Annotated in this window: 19 protein-coding genes; 12 read left to right on the top strand and 7 right to left on the bottom strand. The window is 66.2% G+C overall.

Annotated features, from left to right (window positions below):
• Positions 1–101 precede the first annotated feature (101 nt).
• Entirely contained in the window at positions 102–1,661 is a 1,560-nt protein-coding gene (nifK, locus tag WDZ97_RS15180) for a nitrogenase molybdenum-iron protein subunit beta (RefSeq protein WP_024300794.1), read from the top strand.
• Between the two features lie 440 nt (positions 1,662–2,101).
• Here nifK and WDZ97_RS15175 read toward each other — a convergent pair whose 3' ends face one another.
• Genes WDZ97_RS15175 through WDZ97_RS15165 form a run of 3 tightly spaced genes read right to left on the bottom strand, consistent with a single transcriptional unit; the run spans position 2,102 to position 4,792 of the window.
• Positions 2,102–2,641 carry a flavodoxin gene (locus WDZ97_RS15175; RefSeq protein ID WP_425763301.1) on the bottom strand — a complete coding sequence of 180 codons (540 nt, stop codon included), beginning with the start codon at positions 2,639–2,641 and terminating at the stop codon, positions 2,102–2,104.
• Positions 2,642–2,652: 11 nt separating this feature from the next.
• On the bottom strand, positions 2,653–4,365 hold the full coding sequence (locus WDZ97_RS15170) for an ATP-binding protein (RefSeq protein WP_425763300.1): 1,713 nt from the start codon (positions 4,363–4,365) through the stop codon (positions 2,653–2,655).
• Positions 4,366–4,375: 10 nt separating this feature from the next.
• Positions 4,376–4,792, bottom strand: coding sequence for a response regulator (locus WDZ97_RS15165; protein ID WP_425763299.1), 417 nt, complete (start codon positions 4,790–4,792; stop codon positions 4,376–4,378).
• 105 nt (positions 4,793–4,897) lie between these two features.
• Here WDZ97_RS15165 and WDZ97_RS15160 point away from each other — a divergent pair, with 105 nt between their 5' ends.
• The 8 genes from WDZ97_RS15160 to WDZ97_RS15125 all read left to right on the top strand — a co-directional run bounded on the left by WDZ97_RS15160 (position 4,898) and on the right by WDZ97_RS15125 (position 10,339).
• Complete coding sequence (locus tag WDZ97_RS15160) at positions 4,898–5,212, top strand: hypothetical protein (protein ID WP_425763298.1); 315 nt, start codon at positions 4,898–4,900, stop codon at positions 5,210–5,212.
• Positions 5,213–5,423: 211 nt separating this feature from the next.
• Positions 5,424–6,818 carry a nitrogenase iron-molybdenum cofactor biosynthesis protein NifE gene (gene nifE / locus WDZ97_RS15155; RefSeq protein ID WP_425763297.1) on the top strand — a complete coding sequence of 465 codons (1,395 nt, stop codon included), beginning with the start codon at positions 5,424–5,426 and terminating at the stop codon, positions 6,816–6,818.
• Positions 6,819–6,828: 10 nt separating this feature from the next.
• The gene (gene nifN / locus WDZ97_RS15150; protein WP_425763296.1) at positions 6,829–8,268 is read left to right on the top strand and encodes a nitrogenase iron-molybdenum cofactor biosynthesis protein NifN; all 1,440 of its coding nucleotides are present in this window, start codon (positions 6,829–6,831) and stop codon (positions 8,266–8,268) included.
• 30 nt (positions 8,269–8,298) lie between these two features.
• Positions 8,299–8,712, top strand: a complete 414-nt coding sequence (gene nifX, locus WDZ97_RS15145) for a nitrogen fixation protein NifX (RefSeq protein ID WP_020165972.1) — start codon at positions 8,299–8,301, stop codon at positions 8,710–8,712.
• Positions 8,705–9,181 carry a NifX-associated nitrogen fixation protein gene (locus tag WDZ97_RS15140; RefSeq protein ID WP_304000460.1) on the top strand — a complete coding sequence of 159 codons (477 nt, stop codon included), beginning with the start codon at positions 8,705–8,707 and terminating at the stop codon, positions 9,179–9,181. The genes nifX and WDZ97_RS15140 overlap by 8 nt, the downstream gene beginning before the upstream one ends.
• A 10-nt stretch (positions 9,182–9,191) precedes the next feature.
• Entirely contained in the window at positions 9,192–9,389 is a 198-nt protein-coding gene (locus WDZ97_RS15135; RefSeq protein ID WP_304011609.1) for a CCE_0567 family metalloprotein, read from the top strand.
• Between the two features lie 13 nt (positions 9,390–9,402).
• Positions 9,403–9,711 carry a ferredoxin III, nif-specific gene (fdxB, locus tag WDZ97_RS15130; RefSeq protein WP_019916643.1) on the top strand — a complete coding sequence of 103 codons (309 nt, stop codon included), beginning with the start codon at positions 9,403–9,405 and terminating at the stop codon, positions 9,709–9,711.
• 16 nt (positions 9,712–9,727) lie between these two features.
• Positions 9,728–10,339, top strand: coding sequence for a nitrogen fixation protein NifQ (locus WDZ97_RS15125; protein ID WP_425763295.1), 612 nt, complete (start codon positions 9,728–9,730; stop codon positions 10,337–10,339).
• Positions 10,340–10,452: 113 nt separating this feature from the next.
• Here WDZ97_RS15125 and WDZ97_RS15120 read toward each other — a convergent pair whose 3' ends face one another.
• Positions 10,453–10,686, bottom strand: coding sequence for an FmdB family zinc ribbon protein (locus WDZ97_RS15120; protein ID WP_019916645.1), 234 nt, complete (start codon positions 10,684–10,686; stop codon positions 10,453–10,455).
• A 108-nt stretch (positions 10,687–10,794) separates the two neighbouring features.
• Between WDZ97_RS15120 and WDZ97_RS15115 the strand changes: the two genes are divergently transcribed.
• Genes WDZ97_RS15115 through WDZ97_RS15105 form a run of 3 tightly spaced genes read left to right on the top strand, consistent with a single transcriptional unit; the run spans position 10,795 to position 13,306 of the window.
• A complete protein-coding gene (locus WDZ97_RS15115; RefSeq protein ID WP_425763294.1) occupies positions 10,795–12,141 on the top strand; it encodes a (Fe-S)-binding protein in 1,347 nt (448 codons plus the stop codon).
• A 26-nt stretch (positions 12,142–12,167) separates the two neighbouring features.
• A complete protein-coding gene (locus tag WDZ97_RS15110) occupies positions 12,168–12,707 on the top strand; it encodes a GNAT family N-acetyltransferase (RefSeq protein ID WP_425763293.1) in 540 nt (179 codons plus the stop codon).
• Entirely contained in the window at positions 12,704–13,306 is a 603-nt protein-coding gene (locus WDZ97_RS15105; RefSeq protein ID WP_425763292.1) for a DUF938 domain-containing protein, read from the top strand. Before WDZ97_RS15110 ends, WDZ97_RS15105 begins: the two co-directional genes overlap by 4 nt.
• A gap of 15 nt (positions 13,307–13,321) precedes the next feature.
• Here the strand turns inward: WDZ97_RS15105 and WDZ97_RS15100 are convergent, their stop codons facing one another.
• From WDZ97_RS15100 to WDZ97_RS15090, 3 genes are read right to left on the bottom strand one after another with little or no spacing between them, the layout of a single operon-like run.
• Positions 13,322–13,810: a hypothetical protein gene (locus WDZ97_RS15100; protein ID WP_304003407.1), complete on the bottom strand. Its 489-nt coding sequence runs from the start codon at positions 13,808–13,810 to the stop codon at positions 13,322–13,324.
• On the bottom strand, positions 13,807–14,130 hold the full coding sequence (locus tag WDZ97_RS15095) for a (2Fe-2S) ferredoxin domain-containing protein (RefSeq protein WP_304003408.1): 324 nt from the start codon (positions 14,128–14,130) through the stop codon (positions 13,807–13,809). The genes WDZ97_RS15100 and WDZ97_RS15095 overlap by 4 nt, the downstream gene beginning before the upstream one ends.
• 22 nt (positions 14,131–14,152) lie before the next feature.
• Positions 14,153–14,602 carry a hypothetical protein gene (locus WDZ97_RS15090; RefSeq protein ID WP_019916651.1) on the bottom strand — a complete coding sequence of 150 codons (450 nt, stop codon included), beginning with the start codon at positions 14,600–14,602 and terminating at the stop codon, positions 14,153–14,155.
• Positions 14,603–14,611: the final 9 nt, after the last annotated feature.

Genomic DNA, 14,611 nt, shown 5'->3' with positions numbered 1-14,611 from the left:
AACGTAGGGTGGGTTGAGGGCACCGAAACCCACCGTTCCCGACATCCGTGTCGCAGGGCGGGGCGCAGCCCCTGCCCACCCTACACTCAGGAGTGTTCAACATGCCTCAATCAGCCGACAAGATCCTCGACCACGAACTGCTGTTCCGCGAACCGGAATACCAGCAGATGCTGGCGGACAAGAAGTCCCAGTTCGAGTTCAACCACGCCGACGCCAAGATCCAGGAGATCGTCGAGTGGACCAAGACCGAGGACTACAAGCAGAAGAACTTCGCCCGTGAAGCGCTTACGGTCAATCCGGCCAAGGCCTGCCAGCCGCTGGGTGCCGTCTATGTCGCCAACGGCTTCCACAAGACCCTGTCCTTCGTGCATGGCTCGCAAGGCTGTGTCGCCTACTACCGTTCGCACTTCTCGCGTCACTTCAAGGAGCCGACCTCCTGCGTGTCGTCGTCGATGACCGAGGACGCAGCCGTGTTCGGCGGCCTGAACAACATGATCGACGGCCTGGCCAACTCGTACAACCTGTACAAGCCGGACATGATCGCGGTGTCGACCACCTGCATGGCGGAAGTGATCGGCGATGACCTGAACGCCTTCATCAAGACTTCGAAGGAGAAGGGCAGCGTACCGGCCGAGTTCGACGTGCCCTTCGCGCACACCCCGGCCTTCGTCGGCAGCCACATCACCGGCTACGACAACGCGCTGCTCGGCATCCTGCGTCACTTCTGGGACGGCAAGGCCGACACCGCCGCCAAGCTCGAGCGCAAGGCGGACGAGTCGATCAACTTCATCTTCGGCTTCGACGGCTTCGTCGTCGGCAACATGAAGGAAATGAAGCGCATCCTCGACCTGTTCGAGATCGACTACAACATCCTGTGCGACCCGTCCGAAGTCTGGAATACGCCGACCGACGGCGAATTCCGCATGTACGAGGGCGGCACCACCAAGGAAACGGTCGAGCGCGCGATCAACGCCAAGGCCACGGTCATCTTCCAGGAGTTCTGCTGCGAAAAGACCGCCAAGTTCATCGCCGAGCACGGTCAGGAAGTCGTGCTGCTGAACAGCCCGATCGGCGTCGCCGGCACCGACAAGTTCCTGATGGAACTGTCGCGCCTCACCGGCAAGCCCATCCCCGAAGTGCTGGAGAAGGAGCGCGGTTACCTGGTCGACGCGATGGCTGATTCGCAGGCCCATCTGCACGGCAAGCGTTACGCGATGTACGGCGACCCGGACATGATGCTGGGTCTGACCGAGTTCCTGCTGGAACTCGGTGCCGAGCCGGCACACATCCTGGCCACCAACGGTGAGAAGGAGTGGGAGGCACGGGTGCAGAAGGTGCTGGACGCCTCGCCCTACGGCGCCGGCTGCAAGGTGTATCCGAAGCGCGACCTGTGGCACATGCGTTCGCTGCTCTACACGGAGCCGGTCGACTTCCTGATCGGCAACACGTATGGCAAGTATCTGGAACGTGACACCGGCACCCCGCTGATCCGCATGGTGTTCCCGATCTTCGATCGCCACCACTACCATCGCTACCCGATCTGGGGTTACGAAGGCGGCATGCGCGTGCTGGTGATGCTGCTCGATGAGTTCTTCGAGTCGATCGACGTGAACACCATCGTTCCGGGCAAGACCGACTACTCGTACGACATCATCCGCTGATACAGCGTCCTCTCGCGCCGCGCCGGCACGCATCGTGCCGGCGCGGCGTTTTTTTTGGGGCAGGGTGTGAATGTGCCAGCCCGGGCTCTGGCAGCAGGTGTGGCGAATTACCCCTTTGGGAGCGGCCTTGGCCGCGACAGGGCCGTCGCGGTCCGCAGGCTTAAATGCAGGGTGCCGTCGGGGTCAAGACCCCTCCCACAGAACCCCGGTCCAGCTCGGGCAGCAGGTCGGGCGCGTTCCTTGTGGGAGCGGCCTTGGCCGCGACTGGGGCGTCGCGGTCCGCGGGCTTAAATGCAGGGTGCCGTCGGGGTCAGAAGAGCCCTCCCACAGAACCCCTGCCCAGGCTCGGGCAGCAGGTCGGGCGCGCCCCCTGTGGGAGTGGCCTTGGCCGCGATTGGGGGCGTCGGTCGGCGCAGTCGCCGAGCGACGCCCCGCTGCGCTCAGATGCTCAGACCGAACTCGGGGGCGATGAGCTTGAGCCAGCCGTCGACGCGTTCGGCCGTCAGTTCGGGCTGGATGTCCTGGTCGATGGCCAGGCCGACGAACTTGTCGTCGATCACCGACTGCGACTCGGTGAAGTCGTAGCCGTCGGTCGGCCAGGCGCCCACGATCTTCGCGCCGGCATCCTTGAAGAAGTCGTACAGCAGGATCAGACCGTCGACGAATTCGTGCCCGTAGGTGTCCTGGTCGCCCAGGCCGAACAGCGCCACTGTCTTGCCGGCGAAGCTGGTGCCCTTGAACTTGACCAGCGCTTCGGCCCAGCTCTCGTCGTCGCATTCGGCCTCGATGCCGGGCAGCAGACCGTCGCCCAGCGTCGGCGTGCCGAGGATCAGGTAGTCGTAGGCGAGCAGGTCGTCCACCGTTGCCTTGTTGATGTTGACCGGCTCGGCCATCGTGTCGTCGAAGCGCTTCTTGATCTGCTTCGCGATCTTGCGCGTGCTGCCGCTGTTGGTGCCGAAGAAAAGTCCGATGCGTGCCATGACAGATCCATTCAGTTGAGTGTTGCGGGGGAGGTGTATGCGGCGTCCATGCCGCGGAAGATGGCGCAGCGCTGGAATACTTCCAGCGTTGGCGCGCAGGCCTTGTGCTGGCAGTACTTCGCCGCCAGCTTGGCTAGACCCTTGATGTCGCGGCCGGAGGCTTGGGGAAACAGCACGGCCAGTGCCTCGACCATGCCTTCGTCCAGCGCGAGCCCGAACTGCATTGCCATCACCTGCCAGATGCGACGCCGCGCCGCTTCGTCAGGCGCGTGGTAGCGGATGAGCGCGATGCAGCGCGACACGATGGCTTCGTCGATGTCGTCCACCCGGTTGGTGGTCAGGAAGAGCAGCCCGTTGAAGTACTCGAGCACGCGCAGGAACACGCCGACCACGGCGTTCATCGTCATGTCGTCCTCGCGCCGCTTGATGTAGACGTCGGCCTCGTCGATCAGCATCACCGCGCCCCAGCGCTGGGCGCGCGTCAGCGCCTGCTTGAGCGCGCCTTCCATCTGCGCGACGTTCAGCCCGAGCTGGCCCGAGTGCACGCGGTAGAGCGGGCGGCGGATGATTTCCGAGTACACCTCGGCAGTCAGCGTCTTGCCCACGCCCGGAGGGCCCGCGCACAGCACGGTGGTGCCGCCCGACTTGCCGGCCACGATGTCGTCCATCAGCACGTCCATCTCGGCGGTCAGGATGTCGATCAGGTCGGTCTGTTCCGGCGGCAGCACCAGCTTCTGCTTCAGTGCGGGCTGGTAGGCATAGGGCGCCATGTCGTCCACATGCACCCACAGATGCTGGTGCAGGTCGAGGTGAAACATGAGCACATAGGGATGCACCGGCAGCTGCGAGAACAGGCCGTCGGGCATGGCGTCGCGCGAGGCTTCGACCTCGTCCTCCGCCTCGTAGCGATTGCTCTTTGCCGCCTTGCGCAGATAGGGGCCGAGGATGTCGCCGGGCGCTTCGAGCAGCAGCGTGCGCGCCGGCAGGATGGCTTCGTCATTGACCAGGCGGGCCATGCCGCCACTGGCCGACAGCACCACCTGGTCCTTGCGCGACCAGTCGGTGTCGCGGTGGGTGGCGCTCGGGTCTTCGGCGTGAAAGCCGGTGCCGCTGGCCGAGAACTGTTCGCCGTAGCGCGCGCGCCATTCGATGTAGCGTGCGGTCACCGTGTCGCAGGCGGCGATCAGCGCCGGCGTTTCCTTCAGGAAGCCTTTGGCTGCAAGCACTTCGCCCACCGTCTTGCCGGTGATGTCGGCACCGTAGATGCGGATGACCGAGGTGGCCAGCGTCGCCTTCACATTGGCCTTCAGCTCGATGAAGACCTTGCCGGTCTCTTCGTTGTTGGCCGGCGTGTAGTCGAGCCGGCTCACCACCCAGGGCAGCGGCCGGGTGAGCTGATTGGCGGTGAACAGCCAGCCGCGGATGGCGCCTTCGGCCAGATGGCGGGCGAGGGCGGGCACCAGCTGTTCGAGATCGTTGCCGTCGAAGCGACGGCCGTCGCCTTCCAGTGCGTCGGCCAGCGTGGTCAGCGCCGTCGCGCGCTCCAGCATGGCCGGCCCGGCGTCGGCGTAGAGCCGGCCGAGGAAGCGCAGCGCGTCGATCGACAGCCGCGACACCGGCACCTCGACCTTGTCGCAGTACTGCAGCTGGTCGCGCAGGCTGGCCAGATCGGGGAAGGCGTCCGCCATCGATTCGATCTGCGGTGCCTCTATGGTCACCTTCATCGCTGCGCCCTCAGCGGGTGACGACCGGTATTTCCAGCGCCGCGCGCCGGCCGAGCTGAGCGTCCACCTTGCGCCGCACGTTCTCGACCTTGAGCGGGCGCAGCAGCGTGCTCTGCGCGCCGGCGGCCAGGGCCTGGCGGACAGCGTCGTCGTCGGCATCGCTGCAGACGATCAGGATGCGCACCTCCGGCAGCACCGCCCGCAGGCGCATCACCGCGTCACACGCCAGCAGTCCGGCGCCGAGCAGTATCAGGTCGGGTGGTGTTGCCGCGGCCGCGGCAAGCGCCGAGCCGAGGTCCGCGAACACATGGGTTTCCATCTCGTCGGCCAGCATGAACTGCAAGGCCGTACCGACCACGTCGTCGTCATCGACCACGAACACGCGCTTGTTCTCGACTGCGCGCTGACTGTCTACGCCGATCTGCATGAGGACTCTCCCTGTCTGTCGTCTTCTCGGTCCGAGCAAGCTTCGTTCCAAACGCGGCATGGCTTTCGCTTCTCTGCCTTCGTCATTCATTCGAGGGAGGTCGCAATGGGCGTACTGATCAAGACGACGTTGGACGGACGGCGGGTCGAGGTGATCGAGGGCGTGGTCTGTCTGGAGGGCAAGCCGGAAGCGGGCGGGCTGGTTCCGCTGTCCGAACATCCGAACCGCCAGGCCATCGCGAAAGCGGTGCCGGGCGCCACCCATGTGGCCGGGCGCATTCCGCTGACGCTGGAGGAAGCGCAGGTCGCGCAGGACGCGCTGACCGAGGCGCATCGCAGTTTCGACGCCAGCCCGATGGGCATTGCCAAGCGGTTGCAGTCGGCCATCCACAACAAGGCGCGCATGGAGGGCATCGAGTAGTGCCGGCGTCGCGGCGGTCCGCCAAACCCGACATTGCATGTCGCAAAACGACCAGCCTTTGTCGGGCCGGGTTGCCCTCCGGCGACCCGGCGGACCGCAGATGACTGATTTCCCGGGGCTCCGCCGGTTTGCGCCGGCTCTGGCATCAATCCTGCTGAGTGTGCCCAGACAGCGCCTTGCGCGCCGACCCTGACAGGAAGGAAGGTGGGCCATGGATGCACGCGTATCGGCAAAGATCCAGGACGTGTTCGAAGAACCCGCCTGCGAGCACAACCAGAACAAGTCGGCCAAGGAAAAGAAGAAGGGCTGTACCAAGCAGCTTTCGCCCGGTGCGGCCGCTGGCGGTTGTGCGTTCGACGGCGCCAAGGTCGCGCTGCAGCCCATCGTCGATGTCGCTCACCTGGTGCACGGCCCGATCGCCTGTGAGGGCAACTCCTGGGACAACCGCAATTCGTCGTCCAGCACGTCGCAGCTCTACCGCACCGGCTTCACCACCGACATCAACGAACTGGATGTCATCTACGGCGGCGAGAAGCGGCTGTTCAAGTCGGTCAAGGAAATCATCGAGAAGTACGACCCGCCGGCGGTGTTCGTCTACCAGACCTGTGTCATGGCACTGATCGGCGACGACATCGAGGCGGTGTGCAAGAAGGCCTCGGAGAAGTTCGGCAAGCCCGTGATCCCGGTCAATTCACCGGGCTTCGTCGGGCCGAAGAACCTCGGCAACAAGCTGGGCGCCGAGGCGCTGCTCGATTACGTGATCGGCACCGAAGAGCCGGACTTCGTCACGCCCTACGACATCAACATCATCGGCGAGTACAACCTGGCCGGCGAGCTGTGGCAGGTGAAACCGCTGCTCGACGCGCTCGGCGTGCGCATCCTGTCCTGTATTTCCGGCGACGGTCGCTACAAGGAAGTCGCCTACAGTCACCGCGCCAAGGCGGCGATGATGGTGTGCTCGAAGTCGATGATCAACATCGCGCGCAAGATGGATGAGCGCTACGACATCCCCTTCTTCGAAGGTTCCTTCTACGGCATCGGCGACATGTCGGAAACGCTGCGCGAAATCGCCCGCCTGCTGGTCGAGAAGGGCGCACCGGAAGAGCTGAAGGCGCGCACCGAAGCGCTGATCGCCGTCGAGGAGAAGCGCGCCTTCGACCGTATCGCTGCCTATCGCCCGCGGCTCGAAGGCAAGAAGGTGCTGCTGATCACCGGCGGCGTGAAGAGCTGGTCGGTGGTGGCCGCGCTGCAGGAGGCCGGTCTGGAGATCGTCGGCACCAGCGTCAAGAAGTCGACCAAGGAAGACAAGGAAAAGATCAAGGAGCTGATGGGCCAGGACGCGCACATGATCGACGACATGACGCCGCGCGAAATGTACGCAATGCTGAAGGACGCCAAGGCCGACATCATGCTGTCCGGCGGGCGCAGCCAGTTCATCGCGCTGAAGGCCAAGATGCCCTGGCTGGACATCAACCAGGAACGCCACCACGCCTACGCCGGCTACGAAGGCATGGTCGATCTGGTGCGCGAGATCGACAAGGCGCTGTACAACCCGATCTGGGAACAGGTGCGCCGTCCGGCGCCCTGGGACGTGGCGGTCGCCTGAGGATCACGCCATGGCCACCGTCATCGAATCGAAGAAGGCCTGCACGGTCAATCCGCTCAAGATGAGCCAGCCGCTGGGCGCGTGCTACGCCTTCATGGGCCTGGACAACTGCATGCCCATGATGCATGGCTCGCAGGGCTGCACCTCGTTCGGCCTGGTACTGCTGGTTCGCCACTTCAAGGAGGCGATCCCGATGCAGACCACGGCGATGAACGAGGTGAGCACCATACTCGGCGGGCTGGAGAACATCGAACAGGCCGTGCTGAACATCAAGAAGCGCGCCAATCCCTCACTGATTGCCATCGCCTCGACCGGCCTGACCGAAACCAAGGGCGACGACGTCGACGGCTATCTGAACCTGATCCGCCGCAGGCACGGCGAGGCGCTGACCGGTACCGAAATCGTCTACGTGTCGACGCCGGACTACGTCGGCGCCTTCGAGGACGGTTGGGGCAAGGCGGTGCTGGCCGTGATCGACGCTTTCGCCCAGCCCTGTGATCGCGACGCCGGCCTGGTGAACCTGCTGCCAGGCGCACACCTGACGCCGGCCGACATCGAGGAACTGCGCGAAACCATCGAAGCCTTCGACCTGCGCGTACAGGTGCTGCCGGACATTTCCGGTTCGCTCGACGGTCACATTCCGGACAACTTCACGCCGACCACACTGGGCGGCACCCGCGTCGACACGTTGCGCCGGGTCGGTGCAGCCGCCGCCACCCTCGCCGTCGGCGCGCGCATGGACGCCGCCGCGGCGGCAATCGATGAACGCTGCGGCGTGCCCTTCCGCGTATTCGACCGGCTGACCGGACTGGCCGCGGTGGACGACTTCCTGCAGTACCTGTCCGAGCTGTCCGGTCGTCCGGTACCGCCGAAATACCGCCGTGCGCGGACCCAGCTGCTGGACGTGATGCTGGACGCCCACTTCTGGGTCGGCGGCAGGAAGATGGCCATCGGCGCCGAACCGGACCTGCTCTACGCACTGGCGACCACCGCCGCCGAAATGGGCGCCGAAGTGGTGGCGGCCGTCAGCACCACGCCGTCGCGCGTACTCGAAGCCGTGCCGTGTGCCGAAGTGCTGCTCGGCGATCTCGAAGATCTGGAAATGCGCGCCAAGGCGGCCGGTGCCGAACTGTTCATCACCCATGCGCATGGCCGGCAGTCGGCGGCGAGACTGGGCATTCCGCTGCTGCGCGAGGGCCTGCCGATGTTCGACCGGCTGGGCGCGGCGCACGTGCTGCGCGTCGGCTATCGCGGCACGCGCGAACTGATCCTCGGCTGGGCCAACTCCTTCCTCGCCGACGAGCACGTGAACACGCCTGAAGACTGGCCACTGCCGCAGGAGAGCATCCTCGCGGCGAGCGAGGGCAGTCAGGCATCCGGTTGCGGCAGCGGCGGCTGTGGCTGTGCATCGTCCGCCGAAATTCCTGAAACCGTTGCGTCCGGCACCTGAGCCGGTCGCCCATCCACCGAGGAGCAGCGCATGAAGATCGCCTTCGCCACCCAGGACAAGCAGCGCGTCGACGCGCACTTCGGCTGGGCCAAACACCTGGCGGTGTACGAGATCGACAAGGCCGGTTACCACCATGTCGAGGACTTCGACTTCGGCGGCAAGCTGGACGAGGACGGCGACGAGGACAAGCTCGCGCCCAAGCTCGAAGCGATCAAGGACGTCGCCATCGTCTATGTCGCCGCCATCGGCGGCTCGGCTGCGGCGCGCGTGGTCGCCAGCAAGATCCACCCGATCAAGGTGAATCAGCCGGAACCGATCATGGACATCCTGGACAAGCTGCAGGAAGTGCTGCGCGGCACGCCGCCGCCCTGGCTGCGCAAGGCCCTGCAGAAAGACGAAGCACGCAGTTTCGATTTCGAAGACGAGGTGGAAGAACATGGCTGAAACACTGGAACTGAGCGCCGAGGACACCGAAGCGCTGGCATCGCCCTTCCTGAGCGAGCTGATCAAGCAGTACCGCGCGCAGGACATGCACGGCGCCTGGGAGGGCAAGAGCGACGCGCAGCTGCTCGAGCCCTACATCCTGAGCGCCGAAGCGCGTCGCGCGCTGCCCATCATGGGCGACCCGGACCCGGAAACGCTGTGGCGCATCGAGCTGTTCTACAACGCGGTCGGCCTGTCGATCGAGCGCGCGACCAAGGTGATGGTGACGCCGATGATGAAGATGTCGCACGAGGGCTTCGGCCGCATGGTGCTCATCGCCGGTCGCCTGATCGCGGTGAACAAGCAGCTGCGCGACGCCCACCGCTTCGGCTTTCCGACCTACGCCAAGCTGGCCGAGGCGGGGCAGAAGTTCGTCGACGAGGGCGTCGGCATGGTGAACAAGTACAACGAAGTCGCCAACTGGGGCTGAGGACGAAACGATGGAAGACGTCGACGCACTGAAGACACGGGTGAAGAAGCTCAACGCGCAGGCAACGCAGGCCAAGATGGACCTGCACGACCTGTCGGAAGAACTGCCGACCAACTGGGAGAAGATCCTCGACGTCGCGCAGGTCGCCTACGACGCGCACCAGTCGCTGATGGCTGCGCGCAAGGAACTGGCGGCCGCGACCGCCTGAGGAAGGACGCATCATGGCTGCATTTTCCGTCACGCTGCCCAGCGGCGAAATCTGGACACCGAAGTTCGTGTCCAGCCTGAACCAGGACACCTGTATTGGCTGCGCGCGCTGCGTGAAGGTCTGTGCCAACGACGTGCTGCAGCTCGCCGGTGTCACCGAGGATGGCGACATCGTCGTGGTCGATCCGGACAACGAGGACGACGACGAGGAGTACGAGCGCAAGGTGATGACCATTTCGCGCCAGGTGAACTGCGTGGGCTGTCAGGCCTGTTCCAAGGTCTGTCCGAAGAAGTGCTACACGCACGCGCCGGTCGAGGTGTGAGCGCGGGACGACGGCGATGCCTACGCTCTTTCCGACCGCACCGTTGCAGCCCGTCTGGCCACTGCCGGCCGCGCCCGGTGGCTTCCGCGGGTTGCTGCTGAAGCTGGCGCGCCGGCCCGACGAGCTGGTGCCGCGCGTGCTCGCCGGCGTGATCGGCCGCAGCTGGACGCAGCGCGGGCTGCAGTGCCTGCCGCTGTACGGCATCGACGTGTCGGAAACACGCCGCCTGCTGGCGCGCCATTTCCCCGGCGCCGAGTGGCTGCCGGCACTGCACGCGACGACGCCCGCCGAGTTCGCCGAAGCGATCGAGATGGACGACGTGGTGGCGCTGTTGCGCGAGCATCTGTCCATCGTCGATCAGGATCACCTGTGGCTCGCGCACGCAGTGGCCACCGGCTGCCTGGGCGCCGACCACCTGTGGCAGGACATGGACCTGACCTCGCGCGCGATGCTGTCCGAACTGATGCACGGCCGCTTCACTTCGCTGGCCGAACGCAATACGCAGGACATGAAGTGGAAGAAATTTCTCTACAAACAGCTGTGCGAGCGCGAGCAGATCCGCGTCTGCAAGGCGCCCAGCTGCGGCGTGTGCACCGACTACGCGGTGTGCTTCGGTCCGGAGGACTGAGTACCTGACCACTGTGGTTGTTGGAAGCGAGGCCGTCTCGCTGCACACGCTGCATCGCGAGCGAGCTCGCGATAGCGGCCGGCTGAGGCCGCCCAGGACTGCCGGCACCGCCTCTACTTCACCTTCGCCCGTTCCGCTGCCGAGTAGTTGCTGAAATGCCCCTCGCGCGCTGCCGCCGCGCGGCCGGCCGCGATGATGGCTTTGCTGCGACCCGGCGGTTGGGGTGCCGACAGCAGCTTGTCCACCTGATCGCTGCCGCAGGCCGGGCAGACGATCTGCGTGTCGCTTCGTACCAGGCGTTCGAAGGTCTTGTCGCATTTGCGACAGTGAAAGTCGTGCAGAGGCATGGCGGGACTCCGTTTTGGTATCGATATCTCCCAAAAGCAAGAACAGGTCCGGGGCGCACCGCATGGCACCGGTCTTGCACAGGGTCGTCGTCAGACGGAGAAGCGACAGTGCAGACAGAACTCGATTGGTCGGCCTACGACAGCTATGGCGCCGGCGACGCCTATGCGCAACTGCCGGCGCAGGGCGGTGGCTTCGGCAAGGCGGCGTCGGTGTGCATCGGCAACCGCCAGTGCCAGCGCGACGGCAACGGCGTCATGTGCCCGAGCTTCCGTGTCACCGGCGATCCGGTGCATTCGACCTTCCACCGCGCACAGACGCTGAAGGCGGCACTGAACGGCGAGCTGGGCGCGCATCCCTTCGTCGGCGCCGAACTGGCGGCGGCGATGGATCTGTGCGTCGGCTGCAAGGGCTGCAAGCGGGAGTGCCCGAACGGCACCGACATGGCGTTGCTGCGCACGGAGGCGCGCGCCCAGCGCTGGCGGGTGCAGGGGCGTGTGCCGCTGCGCGAGCGCCTGTTCGCCACGCTGCCGCGCTGGCTCGGGCTGATGCGCTGGCTGCAGCGGCCGTGGCAGCTCGCCACTGCAGTGCCCGGGATGGGGGCGCTGATCGAACGCGTGAGTGGTATCGCCCACCGGCGTTCGCTGCCGCGGATCGCGGCGCGTCCCTTTCTCGCGCCGCATACGCTGCAGGCTTACGGTGCGGAGGGCGGGCGTGAGGTGGCGCTGCTGGTCGACACCTTCTCCAATCGCATCGATCCGGCGATCGCCGAAGCCGCGGTCGATGTGCTGGTGGCCACCGGCTGTCGCGTGCATGTGGTGCGCCCGGCGGCTGGCGAAGCGCCGCTGTGCTGCGGCCGTACCTGGCTGTCGCAGGGCTTGGTCGCCGACGCACGACGCGAAGCCGGCCGTCTGCTCGACGCACTGACGCCGCTGGTCGAACGCGGCATGCCGGTGATCGGGCTGGAGCCGTCCTGTCTGCTGATGCTGCGCGACGAGTATCACGCGCTGGGCCTGGGGGAGCGCGTGGCGCCGGTGGCGAAGGCGGCGCTGTTGTTCGAGGAATTCATCGCCCGCGAACACGACGCGAAGCGGCTGGCGCTCGATCTGCAACTGCCCCCCGGTACGCGCGCTGCGGTGCACGGCCACTGCCACCAGAAGGCTTTCGGCGCGATGAAGGCGATGCGCAAGGTGCTTGGCCTGGTGCGCGGGCTGGACAGCAGTGTCATCGAATCCGGCTGTTGCGGCATGGCCGGCAGTTTCGGCTTCGAGGCGGAGCACCACGACATGTCGATGCGCATGGCCGAACTGGCGCTGCTGCCGGCGGTGCGGGCGCTCGATGCCGACGCGCTGCTGATCGCCAACGGCAGCAGCTGCCGCCATCAGATACGCGACGGCGCGCAGCGCGAGGGCGAGCACATCGCCTGCGTGCTGCAGCGCGCGCTGCGCGCGCCTTGAGCCGATCATGAGTCGATGGTGAGCCGATGATGAGCACATGGCCGGAAGAACTGCGCACCGCCCGCTGCGTGCTGCGCAAGCCGCAGCCGGGCGACGCACCGGCGCTGTTCGCTGGCATCAGCGGTGATGCCGAGGTGACGCGCTATCTCGGCTGGACCACGCATACCGAACTGGCGCAGACACGGCGACAGATTTCGCACGAGCTCGCGCGCTGGCAGCGCGACGTCGCCCGCACCTGGGTGCTGCTGGCCGATGACGGCGAGGCCGGCGGGCTGTTCCAGCTGATCGGGCAGGGCCACGCGCTGCGCCTCGGTTTCGCGCTGGCGCGCCGGTTGTGGGGACAGGGGTTGGCGTGCGAGGCGCTGCAGGCAGTGGTGGAGGACGCCTTCAGCCATGCGGCGGTGTGCCGCGTGGATGCCGTCTGCGACGCCGACAATGCGCGCTCGTCGCGCACGCTGGCACGCGCCGGTTTGCCGCTGGAGGCGCGGCTCGGTCGCTACATCCTGCACCCCAATCTGTCGCCCGAGCCGCGCGACGTGCTGCTTCATGCGAAAGTGCGCGGATGAATCCTTCACTGACCGAAAAGCCGTTCGCACCGTCGTGCGAGCGCAACCGCGATGTCATTCTCGAACGCCTGCGCGTGCATTTCGCCGGGCGTCGTCAGGTACTGGAGATCGGCAGCGGCACCGGGCAGCACGCGGTGCATTTCGCCGCCGCGCTGCCGCACCTGCAGTGGCAGTGCAGCGAGCGCGCCGAGGCGCTGCCCGGTCTGCGCATGTGGCTGGACGAGGCGGCGCTGCCGAACGCGCCGCCGCCGCTCGAACTCGACGTCTGTGGCCGCTGGCCGGTCGCGCATTTCGATGCGGTATTCACCGCTAACACGTTGCACATCATGGCCTGGCACGAAGTCGAGAAGATGTTCGCTGCGCTGCCGGCGGTGCTTGCGCCGTCGGCCACGCTGGTCATCTACGGCCCGTTCAACTACGGCGGCCGGTTCACCAGCGACAGCAACGCAGCCTTCGACCGTTCGCTGCGCGAGGGCGCGCCGCATCGCGGCATACGCGACTTCGAAACGGTGGAGGCGCTGGCGCGGCTGGCCGGGCTGTCGTTGCTCGCCGACGAGGAGATGCCGGCCAACAACCGCTGTCTGGTGTTCGCGCGCTGATCCGCACGCCGGCGCTCAGCGTGCGCCGGTGCTGCCGTCGAGCAGCGAGGCGATCACTTCGCCGCCGAGACCGTGCGTCGGGTCCAGCCGGCCGATATGCTCGACCAGCGTGCGCGCGTCGTCGCTGCGACCGCTGCGCAGGCAGATGAAGGCCAGCGCCTTCAGGCTGAACAGCCAGAAGCGCGCCGGCCCGGTGGCCGCGAAATCGGCGTCGCCTGGCTGCACGCGGCGCCAGTCCGCGTCCAGTCCGGCCTGCCGGCCGGCCACTTCGATGCCCCGCGTGGCCGCCTTTTCCGCCAGGTCGAACTGGCGACGGCCGGCGTGGAACTTGTATAGCAGGTAGTACACGGGCAGACAGTCCGGTGCGCTGGCGTGCGCCGTCCACAGCAAGGCCTCGATACGCTGCGGCGGCGCGCCGGCCGCCTCGTCGAACAGGCGGCGCACCGATTGCGGCACCGTGCCGCCGAAGTACTCGTCCGACGTTTCGCCGGTAAACAAGTTCACCAGACCATCTCCGGTGCCAAGAGGCGCTCGACCGGCGCATCGCCCATCAGGTGGCTGTCGAAGATTTCGCCGACGTCGTCCTTGCTCACGTTCGAATACATCACCGCGTCCGGATAGACCACGACATTGATGCCCTGGTCGCAGGGGCCGAGGCAGCCGGAGTAGGTGATGGCGACGCGGTCGAAGCAGTTGCGCTTCTGCAGTTCCGCCCAAAAGGTCTGCAGTACCTCGGCGCCGCCCTTGTGCGCACAGGAGCCGCGTGGGTGGCCCGGCGGGCGTTGCTGCGAACAGACAAAAACGTGTTTCTGCGGCTTCGGCATGGTGCGATTCTCCGGATGGGGGTCAGGCGGTGAGGCGGGCGATCCAGCGTTCGATTTCGCCGAGATGGGCCGCGTCGTCGTGTTCGAAGGCGCGCGCCATCTTGCGCAGGCCGGGGTCGGGCGCGAGGATGGCCATCATTGCGTAGTAGCTGTGGCTGCGCCGCTTCAGGTCCAGCGCACGTTCGAGTGCCATGTGCAGGTCGAGCATTTCGTCGCTGATCACCTTCACTGCGGTGCGCGGCTTCTCGATCTCGATCGGCCGGATGCGCGGCAGGTTGGCGGCCACCGGCAGCGGCTTGCCGGACAGCGCCTCGTGCGCTTCCATGCGCGCCAGTTCGGCCAGATTCTGGAAGAAGGCTTCGAGCTCGGTGTCGCCGGCATCAAGAGCGTGCCGAGCAGCCTTTTCGTAATGCAGCGCCGCTTCGCTTTCGAGCGCGTTGACGCTGGCAAGGAACATGTCGCTGTCGTGCATGGTGTGTCC

Origin of the sequence: Methyloversatilis sp. MC4-4, assembly GCF_049843555.1 — a bacterium.
In the GTDB taxonomy this organism is placed as follows: Bacteria; Pseudomonadota; Gammaproteobacteria; order Burkholderiales; family Rhodocyclaceae; genus Methyloversatilis; species Methyloversatilis discipulorum_B.
Note: the sequence above shows the minus strand (reverse complement) of the source record. Positions and strands in the feature narration are given on the sequence as shown.

Coding starts and splice junctions, on each gene's coding strand:
- nifK (WP_024300794.1), top strand. CDS start 102: ATGCCTCAATCAGCCGACAAGATCCTCGACCACGAACTGCTGTTCCGC.
- WDZ97_RS15175 (WP_425763301.1), bottom strand. CDS start 2,641: ATGGCACGCATCGGACTTTTCTTCGGCACCAACAGCGGCAGCACGCGC.
- WDZ97_RS15170 (WP_425763300.1), bottom strand. CDS start 4,365: ATGAAGGTGACCATAGAGGCACCGCAGATCGAATCGATGGCGGACGCC.
- WDZ97_RS15165 (WP_425763299.1), bottom strand. CDS start 4,792: ATGCAGATCGGCGTAGACAGTCAGCGCGCAGTCGAGAACAAGCGCGTG.
- WDZ97_RS15160 (WP_425763298.1), top strand. CDS start 4,898: ATGGGCGTACTGATCAAGACGACGTTGGACGGACGGCGGGTCGAGGTG.
- nifE (WP_425763297.1), top strand. CDS start 5,424: ATGGATGCACGCGTATCGGCAAAGATCCAGGACGTGTTCGAAGAACCC.
- nifN (WP_425763296.1), top strand. CDS start 6,829: ATGGCCACCGTCATCGAATCGAAGAAGGCCTGCACGGTCAATCCGCTC.
- nifX (WP_020165972.1), top strand. CDS start 8,299: ATGAAGATCGCCTTCGCCACCCAGGACAAGCAGCGCGTCGACGCGCAC.
- WDZ97_RS15140 (WP_304000460.1), top strand. CDS start 8,705: ATGGCTGAAACACTGGAACTGAGCGCCGAGGACACCGAAGCGCTGGCA.
- WDZ97_RS15135 (WP_304011609.1), top strand. CDS start 9,192: ATGGAAGACGTCGACGCACTGAAGACACGGGTGAAGAAGCTCAACGCG.
- fdxB (WP_019916643.1), top strand. CDS start 9,403: ATGGCTGCATTTTCCGTCACGCTGCCCAGCGGCGAAATCTGGACACCG.
- WDZ97_RS15125 (WP_425763295.1), top strand. CDS start 9,728: ATGCCTACGCTCTTTCCGACCGCACCGTTGCAGCCCGTCTGGCCACTG.
- WDZ97_RS15120 (WP_019916645.1), bottom strand. CDS start 10,686: ATGCCTCTGCACGACTTTCACTGTCGCAAATGCGACAAGACCTTCGAA.
- WDZ97_RS15110 (WP_425763293.1), top strand. CDS start 12,168: ATGATGAGCACATGGCCGGAAGAACTGCGCACCGCCCGCTGCGTGCTG.
- WDZ97_RS15105 (WP_425763292.1), top strand. CDS start 12,704: ATGAATCCTTCACTGACCGAAAAGCCGTTCGCACCGTCGTGCGAGCGC.
- WDZ97_RS15095 (WP_304003408.1), bottom strand. CDS start 14,130: ATGCCGAAGCCGCAGAAACACGTTTTTGTCTGTTCGCAGCAACGCCCG.
- WDZ97_RS15090 (WP_019916651.1), bottom strand. CDS start 14,602: ATGCACGACAGCGACATGTTCCTTGCCAGCGTCAACGCGCTCGAAAGC.